We start from the raw sequence: 9,450 nt of genomic DNA on the forward strand, positions 1-9,450 counted from the left end.
CACCCCCACTGCCCCCCCGCCCCCCCCCGCGACCGCTCTCTAGTCCGGGCGCCCCCGCCCCCGCCGGGGCTTGGGGCTAGCGCCCCCCCCACGGGCCAGGGTTACGCGTCCGGTCTGTCCGGCATCGCGTCCGACTTCGGCGTCAACGTCTGAAACTGCGGGAGCGCTGGTTCACCCGGATGTTCGCGCCGGACCACGTCGTCCACTGCTTCGTCGGGAACCTGGCCAAGCGCCCCAGGACGTTCATGCTGCTCGGCCTGTTCTATCCGCGCCGGGACATCGTCCAGAACTACCAGGAAGAACTGTTCTCGCTGTAAACGGCCGCCCCAGCACATCACATCAGAATGAGGGGCCCTCTCCAGCCACCTCGAACTCCTGTGGGATCGGCGGGCATTCTGTCAGCAAGGAATCGAGTTGTCCGCCTACCCGGATGCCCCCGTCGAAAGGGTCACCCGCTGAGGCCACCCCGAGAACGCGCAGCCAGCACCCAGCCGCCACACCACTTTCGGGCCAGCCTTCAGTCCGACCACCCTCAGCGTCAGATTGACCCCTGCAAAGACTCCCGCGCCTGAAGCACGATGAGCCGCAGTTGTTCATTCGCTTGACGGGTGCACCGGGCCAGCATTCGCGAGCTGCCCTCAAGCTCCGCCCCTTCGCCAATCATGAACGTCTGGAATTCGTCCGCTGCGTCGAGGAATTTCTCGACCAGACCCGACAAGGAGGGTTGCGCCTCCAGGATCATCTCTTGTGCGGTCTGCTCAACTCGGGCAAATCCAGTGCTCACCTCACGACGCACCCGCTCCCGGAACTCACCGGACAGAGACTCCCACGGATAGTCCTGATGCATCGACTCGTCCATGACGGCGACGAGTTCCCTGGCCTGCGACAGAAACCTGGCGTAGACCTCACGGCGGATCTGCCGCAGCCATTGTTCATGCGTGCTGGCGGCCTGCCTATCAGCCTGATACATCGCTCCCTTGAGTGCGATGCGCGCTGCGCCCCATGCTCCCCCAGCTCCAAGTGCGGCGCCGCCGAGGGCTCCGACGAGCCCGGCTATCGCTGCATCCATCTGTGATTCTCCACCGCTGAAGAGACATTGATCCAGGCGTGCGCTACGCTTGACGGGGACTGTCCTTGCGCACCCCGCCGGCAACACTGGCCGTGAAGCGACATCAACGTGGTGCCGCTGACGCGCCAGCGGGAAGCGGCAGGCTGCTCACGACGTACTGGTTCAGGATGTCGTCGCGATCCATGAACATGATCTGGCTCCGCTTAGCCGCATCCAACGCGTTGCCCAGCCAGTTGCGCGCAGCCTTGGTGATTTCCCCGCCGGCCACGATGAATGCATCGTCGACGAGGACGCGTCGGTTGGTCTCCGGGTCGAAGATCTCGTGCGCCAGCATCATCAGCGCCTGATTATGGATCTCGGCGATGTTGGCGTTGCCGGCCCTGGACCTCCCAGTAGCGTCCAGCTTGCCGCGCTTGACCTGGATCCCGAAGTACAAGAAGTGCTGGATTGGCAGCGTGTAGCGCATCCAAATGTCCTTGCCGTACTCCAGCGCCTTGTCCCGGTGCCCGGCTGCGGTGATCCGGTGGAACCCCAGCTGCCGGAACAACGGCAGCAGCACCTCCTCGATGAGCTCATCCTCACTGCAGGAGTCCAAGAACGCAGCGAGGCCCGCACGCCGCTGCACTTCGGCGACGCTTAGGGGACGATGTGGGTTCTTGGCCAACGTCGAGACCGTCTTCGTTCCCAGGTGCTGCAGATAGCAATGCCCATCCTCGCTGTAGAAGGCATCAAAGCCCTCACGGGACAGCACGTCATTCAACTGCCGCAAGGCGTTAGAACGGTCACGCCCTTCATTGAGGGCATCGGCCGGGTCCATCAAGTGGTCGATCACCCGGCAGAAGGACTCCGGAGGGTGCGCGGGCCCGTCGTGCGATTCCGCCAACAGACGCTCAAGAACGCCCGCGACCCAGCGATGCCGAGTTGACCCGTCGTGTTCCCAGTCCATGTCGAGGTCCCCGAAGAACTCGGTGATGTATCTGCTCGACCGGTAGTGAAAGTACGGAGGCTCAGCGTCCCCCCGAGGGGCGGGGGCGTCCGAACCGAGGTTTCCGCAAATGAGATCGCCAAGCCTTTCCAGCGTTCTCTTTCTGAACTCCACAACGCCCTCCCCAGAACCCACGCCCGCAACAACGTGCGATCCATTGTGCCTGCATCCACCAGAGTTCCAGGGCAGACAGCCACAAGACGAGACCATCGGGGAGGCTGACGTAGCGCTCGGCGCCGCCATGGTGCGCGTCGAGTCCTCCACCTACGCTGCGGACGGTTCTAAGGTCAGCCGGAGGTCCGCCGGACGCAAGCAGTGCCGACCTCCAATCCGCGCGTGCACCGCCTGTTCTGGCACACATCCCCTATGCACGGGCTTCTGGCTGTGGCTGTCCGATGAGGTGGAAGACCTCCCGAGCCGCATAGCGCTTGAGACACCGGACGATTTCGCGCCGGGTCTTGCCTTCTTTGATCCGGCGCTCGTAGTAGGTCTGGGTGCGCGGGTCTACCCGTAGGCGAGTGAACACGATGCGGTGGAGCGCAGCACTGGCCTGCCGGTCACCGCCACGGTTAAGGCGGCGGAACTGCCGGCGCCCCGAGGAACGCTCGACCGGACTGACCCCGCACAAAGCAGCGAACGACGCCTCGCTGCCCAGACGTTCCGGGTTGTCCCCCACCGCGATCAGCAGAGCAACGGCCGTGTCCTGGCCGATCCCCACCACCTCCAACAGCTGCGGGGCATGGCACTCCACGAGCCGGGCCATACGAGCGTCCACCTCCCGGATCTGCTCGGAGAGCTGGCCGATCCGGTCAGCCAGCAGACCCAACGTGATCCTCGTGGCCTGCAGCACCGACTCCTCGCCCACCTCCTCGCGACTGCTCACGTGGGCGAACCCCGCACAGGTACGGAAGAGTTCGGCATTGCCCAGCCCGGCCAGTTCTTCCCGCAAAGCTGGATCGGCAGTGATGAGAACGGCCTTGAGCTGGTTGATGGCCTGCGTGCGGGCCTTGACGGCCGACGCCTTCGTGAGCTTGTACATCCGGGCGATCTGCACCGGCCCATCACCCGCCTTGGCCCGGGCACGAGCCCGGCCACTCAGCACGGCTCGCGCCGCGTTCTGGGCATCGAGCGGATCCGACTTACCGCGGCGCCGGCGATCCGCCCGGTCCATCCGGTTCAAGTCCAACACGTCGACGCCCTGCGCCAGCAGATAGCGCGACAGGGACGCCCCGTAGGAGCCAGACACACCCCGCCAGCCCGGCACCGACAACGCACCATCCCCGGCCAACAGCCGACACTGCGAAATTCAGACGCTCCGGTCAGAGATGTCATGAGTCAGACCCCAGACCCGGGACAGCACCCACCGACCCTCCCGCCCGTCACAGCATTCCCACCTGGAAACAGGGGGAATGCTCAGTCCCGGCCCTTGGGGCATCGTGGAACTGACACAGGCCGGTCCTTCGCGACCGTTTCGCAACAGGTAGCCGAGCAACAGCGCTCCTCACGGCGAGCACTCGCTACGCTCGAAGACGCCGCATCCATATGAGCAGCACCCGGTCGGCAGGGGCCTCACCTGTCACATGGCTGTCACCAACAGCGTCGACGCACCTGGACCACCAAGACCAAACCCGCGTGAACGACGTCGAACTGGACCACGTGGACGTCAGAAGACGGTTCTGCCTACCTGTGCCATGTGGTACCGCGAGGCCCACTCGCTAGCACTACGGTCTACTCACCAAGATCCGGACCAGGTGCGGGCCAACTCAGCCACGCACCAGACACTTCCACCCTGGCGGTTCCGCGCCTGCTTCGAGGAAGGCCCGGCAGGCGTCGGCGGTGACTGTGAATCCGTGCGGGACGGGCAGCCCGATGCGCGTCATCTCGGCGAGGTTCGCGCCCTTGCCGCCGAGCAGACTGGTCATCTCCCGGTTGCCGTCATCGAGTACGTACACGTACTGGTTCATGCCGATGTCCTTCACAGCCTCGCAGCGACAGAGAGCGACAGAGGACGTGCGGTCGAGCAGCCGGTTGCAGTAGCCCTTCCGGCCTAGCTGGGCGACTCCGCCTCGTGGCAGACGACACAGGTCATGTGGCGCGCGCTGCGCGGGCCGTGGCTCAGCCCCATGCCCGCCACACGCCGAGCTTCCTCACCGCTGACGCGCACATGGTCCGTGCACGCCCCGCATCCGCAGTGGCGGCACACAGCCACGGCCTGCACGGTCTTGCCTGTCTGAGCACAGTCGTAGCACCTCGCGCCGTCCGCGAGAACGCCCGGGGGTTCCCGAAGGACTCCAGGTGCAGCAGAGCCAGGTCCGTGATCGATGGCCTCGACGCGGACTGGGCCCGAGAGGTGCACACCATGGCCCACGAGCACGGTTACGCGTTCACGGCCTCCTACATCGCCTGGCTCCAGCTCACCGAGGCCCGCCTGGAGGCGCGGCTCGGCCGCTGACCCCGCCACACCTACAAAACCCCAACACCCCAGCACCCCATACCGCTTCCGCACCACGTGACGAGCCGCACCGCCACGTGGCGATCCCCCCTTGCCCGATCCCCTCCAGAGAGCCGTACATGCGCATCATCTACGTCGACGTGGACACCCTGCGCGCCGACCACACCACCCCGTACGGATATCACCGGCCCACCACCCCCAACCTGCAAAAGCTCGCCGACAGGTCCGTCACCTTCGACCGCTACTACTGCTCCGACTCACCGTGCCTGCCGTCCCGTACCGCCCTGACAAGTGGTCAGTTCGGCATCACCAACGGGGTGATCGGGCACTTCGGGCCCGCCGCGCAGTTCCGGCTCGACGCCGGACACGGCCCAGAGCCCGACCGGCCGCTGCTCGGCCAGCGCCTCGGCTTCGGCGGCTACTACACCGCCGCCGTGTCGGTCTTCGCCGAACGCCACCCCGCGCGTACTTCTTCCACGCCAACTTCCGCGAGTCCATCCGCGCCACCGACCGGATGGGCGACGCGCCCAGCCGCGCCTCGATCCTCACCGGCTGGTACCCGCACACCGCGGGCCACCGCACGCTCACCCACCTGCTCAAGGACCACGAGCCGAACCTCCTGCGCATCCTCAAGGACGCCGGATACCACGTCACTTGGGCCGGCATGCGCGGCGACACCTTCGCGCCCGGCGTCACCGAGTCCAGCGTCGACGAGTACGGCTTCTCGACCTGGCCCACCCGGCTCTACGACGGGGAGTACCCGGAGGGCGTCTGGTCCCGCCTGTTCTACCGGGGCCGGGTCCCCGACGACGGCCGGATCGACCCCGACGAGGCCGCGGTGCGCACCGCCGAGCAGTGGCTGCGCGAGCCCCCGCGGGACCGGCCCTGGGTGCTGTTCGTGCCACTGGTGGCACCGCACTGCCCGTTCCAGGTGGAGGAGCCGTGGTTCTCCCGGTTCGACCGCGACGCGGTGCCCGACCCGGCCCCGCCCGGTGATCCCTCCGGCGAACCGCGCTACCTGCGCGCCGTCCGCGAAGCCCACGGCCTGGGCGAGGTCACCCCCGAACAGTGGCGCGAGGTCGTGGCCACCTACTACGGCATGGTGTCCCGCCTAGACGACCAGATCGGCCGCATCACCCGGGCAGTCGAGCAGACCGGCGCGGCGGACGACACCGTCACCCTCTTCTTCGCCGACCACGGCGAATACCTCGGCGACCACGGAGTGATCGAGAAGTGGCCGTCGGCGATGTACGACTGCATCACCCGCGACCCGCTGATCATCAGCGGTGCCGGCCTCGGCGAAGGCGGCCAGGAGTGCGACGCGATGGTGGAGATGGTCGACGTCCTGCCCACCGTGCTCGACCTCGCGGGCGCGCCCGCACCTCACCGCCACTTCGGCCGCAGCATGCTGCCACTGCTGCGCGACTCCTCGGCACCACACCGCGAACTCGCCTTCACCGAGGGCGGATTCACCGTCGACGAGGAACCGCAGATGGAGCGCGCGGACTTCCCCTACGACCTGAAGTCCGCGCTCCAGCACCAGGATCCGACCCTGGCGGGCAAGGTCGTCGCCGTCCGGGACCAGGAGTGGACGTACGTGTGGCGGCTGTACGAGCAGCCCGAGCTGTACCACCGGGCCGAGGACCCGCCCGAGCGCACCAACCTCGCGGGCCGCCCCGAACACACCGACGTGGAACGGCGCCTGCACGACGCCGTGCTGCGCTGGCTGGTGGAGACCTCCGACGTCATCCCGGCCGACCCCGACCCGCGCCGACCCGACGTGGCCCTGCCCACCCCGGCCGCACCCGCCCAGCCCTGAACGAGACCCGCACCCACACAAGAGAACCACTGATGAACCACGCCGACCGTCCGGCCGCCGTCGAGGCCGCCCTGGCCCGCCTCGACCTGGACACCGTGTCGCCATCGCCTCCGTTCCAGGATGGCGAAGCCGTCGGATGCCAGTAGCTGATCCCAATGGCAGGCCAGCGGCTGTACCCAGGCGGCGTCCACGCCTAAAGGGTGTTGCACAAGCCCGTGTTCGGGCAGGTCAGGGCCCGTGAACGCGGTTCTCTGGTCATGACGCGAGGGCGAGGTTGTGCATCTGGGCGACAGCCTGGACCGCGTGGTGGAGGCCGTCGCCGTGCTGCCGGCAGTCGCGGAGGATCTTGTAGTTCTTCATCCGGCCCATGGGCTTTCCCTTGCCCGCAAAGACTCCGCTCTCACCTTGTCGACTGCTGAACGGTCCGACACGTCTGTCCCTGACCGGGGGCACCGAGCGGCGTTGCCAGCAACATGGGAAGCGACCTCCAGGCGGATTCGGCACTCCCGGTAGCGTGTCCATCTGCCGCATGGGGTGTCATGTGTCCGGCCGGCCCGTGCGGAGAGCATTCGACGGAGAGCGATGAGGGTGCAATGAGTGAACTGACGAAACCCGAGGTCGACGTTCCGGAGGGTGACGCTCCTACCGAGTTGACCATCCGGGACCTGGTCGTCGGGGACGGGGCCGAGGTGGAGCCGGGCATGGTGGTCAGGGTCCACTATGTCGGGGTGACCTTCGAGTCCGGGAAGGAGTTCGATGCCTCCTGGGACCGGGGCGAGCCGTTCAAGTTTGCCCTGGGCGGTGGCAGGGTCATCAAGGGCTGGGACCGGGGGGTGAAAGGGATGAAGGTCGGCGGTCGGCGCGAGATCATCATTCCCCCACGTCTCGGCTACGGCAATCAGTCGCCATCACCGTTGATCCCGGCGGGCTCGCCCCTCCTCTTCGTGGTGGACCTGCTGGCCTCGTATTCCAGCACAGCCGGGTGGAGCAACGCCTAGCGCCCCTGCGCACGACTGTGGCATCGACGGCGTCTGGCACTTCGTGGACGGCTTCTTCTCTCCTCTCGGCAATCCGTCTCGGCCTCACCAGCACGGAAGCGACGTCGGATCCTCTCGGCGGACACTCCGAGCCTGCCCGACCGGTCCCGCCCCCCTCTGCACCCCAAACCTGCCCTCCCCAGCACCACGCGCGCCAAGATCCGGACCATCTCCGGACCAGCAACCTCCCGAGAGCCACAGCTACCGCCGTTTTCACCGGCCAGGCTGGGTGCAGCCGCTGTACCACCAGCAGACGAAGAACCTGCTGGTGTCGTACTCGCCGAAGAAGCTCGGCTTCTTCTAAGGGCGCGAAAGACGGCGCCTGACCTGGGCTTTTGCCCGTCAGGCGTCTTCCGCTCGCTCCGCTCGGCGCCGGGACCGGGACCGGGACCAGGACCGGTTTGCGTGGTAACTCCCAGTCCCTCCCACCGCTATCCCGCTCCTGACCAGCTCTTCCGGACCAGTCACGGACCAAAGCCCCGGCTCACTCCTCTGGCACCGAGCCCCGGCTGACGCGGTCCCACTCCGCCATGGACTGCTCGATGAGGCGGTTGGCCTGCTCCCTGGACGCCGTCCAGGAACTTGGCGTAGTGGCGAAAGAGGACCTCAGGAGGCGAGCTCCGTGCGGGTCAGGACGTACTTGCGTACGTGCCCGCGCCCACGTCGTACCGTACGCGGCCGCGTCCACGTAGTTGCCGGTCTGGTTCCGGAACAGGCGACCGTCGGGCGCCACACCGAACCGATCGATGTGTGCACGGAGAATGCGCACGAACTGCGGCGGGATGGGCACAGGCCGGGTCGCGGTAGCCGCACGGCGCTTGAGCGAGTGCACCTCGTGCACCGCGCCGTCGTTCGTCCAGTCCTTGCCTGCAGTGACGACACCGCCGGACAGATTGAGCATCCCCCACCCGCTCTTGTGCAGGTGGCACCGGTCGAGCCGGCGGTGAATGACCTCCGCCGGCCGCATCGCCCCGTAGTACATGCAGCTGAAGAACGCCTCCAGGTGAGGGCCGCGCCCGCGCTGTTGAGCAACTGCCGCGAGGAGCCGGACAACCTGTGCCGGACTGGGAACGGCATCTTCTCCTGCTCGCCCAGCACCTCCTGACTGCGGGCCGCCGCGGCGACCTGCCCCGCGAACGCGTGCGGTCGCGAATGACGTCCTTCACCAACATCCGCCCCACGATCGAGCGAAGCGCGCCGGAGAGCACTTCCTGCGTGAACCGACGATGCCGTCCTGCTGCATCAGAAACCGCTGCGCAGCGGCACGGATCGAGCCCTCGGCACCGCCCACCTTGACGATGGCAACGCCCTCGAGGTGCGCCTTGACGCCCCGCAGGGTGACCGCGCCACCCACGGCGACCGGGATGTGCCGCGAGGACAGGTCGAGGGTGAACTTCTGCAGGGGACGGCAGTCGGTTGGTGGTGGTTCGGGTGGTTCGGGTGGAACGGTGGTCAGCGGTCGACGGAGCGGACCTCGACCGAGGTCGGCGAGAGGATGTCCGCCACCCACACCTCGGCACCGCGGGCAACAGCGGTTGGGCTCTTCGCCGCGAACTTCCTGCTCTGGACAGGCAGTTGGAGCAGCGCCTCGCCGTAGCCGTCGGCCGGGATGGCGGTCACCACGGTGCCCGCGGTGCCGACGAGGTCGCCGCCCCGCGGTGTCCCAGCGGTCTGGTCCCGCATCAGAGCGCGGGTGAGTTCCAGGTCAGCCAGCCGGTGCCGGCTCCTGCTCCGGTGCCGACCGCGGTGGCGGCCACGGCGCCGAGCTCGGTGGTGCCGAGCACGATCGCGCCGCCGAATCCGAGCATCGACACGAAGCCCCCCAGTCACGGACAGCGACAGCAGACCGTCGAACACTCCGTCCAGCGCCCCGACTCCGTCGAAGAGCCCTTCCAGGACTCCGTCAAGCGCCAGGGACAGAGCGAGCACGACCAGGCCCGCAATGCCGAGACGGAGAAACCGCGTCATGTCACTGGCCTCCCTGGCACCCTTGTTCTACTTGCTCGCCATGGGTGCTTCGGCATTCGGCCAGTGGACGTTGGAGCACGGGCCATCAGAAGTAGGACCGACGATCACGCCGGGTGGTGC

Annotated in this window: 10 protein-coding genes and 5 pseudogenes; 5 read left to right on the plus strand and 10 right to left on the minus strand. The window is 67.3% G+C overall.

Annotated features, from left to right (window positions below):
• Positions 1-179: 179 nt before the first annotated feature.
• Positions 180-317, plus strand: a complete 138-nt coding sequence (locus ACFWY6_RS41070) for a hypothetical protein (RefSeq protein WP_384701700.1) — start codon at positions 180-182, stop codon at positions 315-317.
• A 221-nt stretch (positions 318-538) separates the two neighbouring features.
• On the opposite strand, the gene ACFWY6_RS41075 is transcribed toward ACFWY6_RS41070, so the two are convergent.
• The 5 genes and pseudogenes from ACFWY6_RS41075 to ACFWY6_RS41095 all read right to left on the minus strand — a co-directional run bounded on the left by ACFWY6_RS41075 (position 539) and on the right by ACFWY6_RS41095 (position 4,272).
• Entirely contained in the window at positions 539-1,069 is a 531-nt protein-coding gene (locus ACFWY6_RS41075; RefSeq protein WP_384701703.1) for a hypothetical protein, read from the minus strand.
• Between the two features lie 103 nt (positions 1,070-1,172).
• Positions 1,173-2,015, minus strand: a complete 843-nt coding sequence (locus ACFWY6_RS41080; RefSeq protein ID WP_384701705.1) for a hypothetical protein — start codon at positions 2,013-2,015, stop codon at positions 1,173-1,175.
• Positions 2,016-2,418: 403 nt separating this feature from the next.
• Positions 2,419-3,342, minus strand: coding sequence for an IS110 family transposase (locus tag ACFWY6_RS41085; protein WP_384701708.1), 924 nt, complete (start codon positions 3,340-3,342; stop codon positions 2,419-2,421).
• Between the two features lie 499 nt (positions 3,343-3,841).
• Positions 3,842-4,018: pseudogene (locus ACFWY6_RS41090) on the minus strand (PEP/pyruvate-binding domain-containing protein); the annotation flags it as partial.
• Between the two features lie 83 nt (positions 4,019-4,101).
• Positions 4,102-4,272: a hypothetical protein gene (locus ACFWY6_RS41095; protein ID WP_384701711.1), complete on the minus strand. Its 171-nt coding sequence runs from the start codon at positions 4,270-4,272 to the stop codon at positions 4,102-4,104.
• A gap of 96 nt (positions 4,273-4,368) precedes the next feature.
• On the opposite strand from ACFWY6_RS41095, the gene ACFWY6_RS41100 reads away from it, so the two are divergent.
• A complete protein-coding gene (locus tag ACFWY6_RS41100; RefSeq protein WP_384701723.1) occupies positions 4,369-4,506 on the plus strand; it encodes a hypothetical protein in 138 nt (45 codons plus the stop codon).
• 119 nt (positions 4,507-4,625) lie between these two features.
• Positions 4,626-4,715, plus strand: a pseudogene (locus ACFWY6_RS41105) (hypothetical protein); the annotation flags it as partial.
• A 48-nt stretch (positions 4,716-4,763) separates the two neighbouring features.
• Here ACFWY6_RS41105 and ACFWY6_RS41110 read toward each other — a convergent pair.
• Complete coding sequence (locus tag ACFWY6_RS41110) at positions 4,764-4,964, minus strand: hypothetical protein (protein ID WP_384701714.1); 201 nt, start codon at positions 4,962-4,964, stop codon at positions 4,764-4,766.
• 56 nt (positions 4,965-5,020) lie between these two features.
• On the opposite strand from ACFWY6_RS41110, the gene ACFWY6_RS41115 reads away from it, so the two are divergent.
• Positions 5,021-6,325, plus strand: a complete 1,305-nt coding sequence (locus ACFWY6_RS41115) for a sulfatase-like hydrolase/transferase (RefSeq protein ID WP_384701717.1) — start codon at positions 5,021-5,023, stop codon at positions 6,323-6,325.
• Positions 6,326-6,580: 255 nt separating this feature from the next.
• On the opposite strand, the pseudogene ACFWY6_RS41120 reads toward ACFWY6_RS41115, so the two are convergent.
• Positions 6,581-6,694 (minus strand): annotated as a pseudogene (locus ACFWY6_RS41120) (IS5/IS1182 family transposase); the annotation flags it as partial.
• Positions 6,695-6,918: 224 nt separating this feature from the next.
• On the opposite strand from ACFWY6_RS41120, the gene ACFWY6_RS41125 reads away from it, so the two are divergent.
• Positions 6,919-7,323: an FKBP-type peptidyl-prolyl cis-trans isomerase gene (locus tag ACFWY6_RS41125; RefSeq protein WP_384701720.1), complete on the plus strand. Its 405-nt coding sequence runs from the start codon at positions 6,919-6,921 to the stop codon at positions 7,321-7,323.
• Between the two features lie 523 nt (positions 7,324-7,846).
• Here ACFWY6_RS41125 and ACFWY6_RS41130 read toward each other — a convergent pair.
• The 3 genes and pseudogenes from ACFWY6_RS41130 to ACFWY6_RS41140 all read right to left on the minus strand — a co-directional run bounded on the left by ACFWY6_RS41130 (position 7,847) and on the right by ACFWY6_RS41140 (position 9,330).
• A complete protein-coding gene (locus tag ACFWY6_RS41130; protein WP_384701726.1) occupies positions 7,847-8,329 on the minus strand; it encodes a hypothetical protein in 483 nt (160 codons plus the stop codon).
• Between the two features lie 137 nt (positions 8,330-8,466).
• A pseudogene (locus ACFWY6_RS41135) lies at positions 8,467-8,761 on the minus strand (SPFH domain-containing protein); the annotation flags it as partial.
• 53 nt (positions 8,762-8,814) lie between these two features.
• Positions 8,815-9,330 (minus strand): annotated as a pseudogene (locus ACFWY6_RS41140) (hypothetical protein).
• Positions 9,331-9,450 lie beyond the last annotated feature (120 nt).

The sequence above is a fragment of the Streptomyces sp. NPDC059037 genome, from assembly GCF_042740015.1.
GTDB lineage: Bacteria > Actinomycetota > Actinomycetes > Streptomycetales > Streptomycetaceae > Streptomyces.

Coding starts and splice junctions, on each gene's coding strand:
- ACFWY6_RS41115 (WP_384701717.1), top strand. CDS start 5,021: ATGGGCGACGCGCCCAGCCGCGCCTCGATCCTCACCGGCTGGTACCCG.
- ACFWY6_RS41070 (WP_384701700.1), top strand. CDS start 180: ATGTTCGCGCCGGACCACGTCGTCCACTGCTTCGTCGGGAACCTGGCC.
- ACFWY6_RS41130 (WP_384701726.1), bottom strand. CDS start 8,329: ATGCGGCCGGCGGAGGTCATTCACCGCCGGCTCGACCGGTGCCACCTG.
- ACFWY6_RS41075 (WP_384701703.1), bottom strand. CDS start 1,069: ATGGATGCAGCGATAGCCGGGCTCGTCGGAGCCCTCGGCGGCGCCGCA.
- ACFWY6_RS41080 (WP_384701705.1), bottom strand. CDS start 2,015: ATGGACTGGGAACACGACGGGTCAACTCGGCATCGCTGGGTCGCGGGC.
- ACFWY6_RS41125 (WP_384701720.1), top strand. CDS start 6,919: ATGAGTGAACTGACGAAACCCGAGGTCGACGTTCCGGAGGGTGACGCT.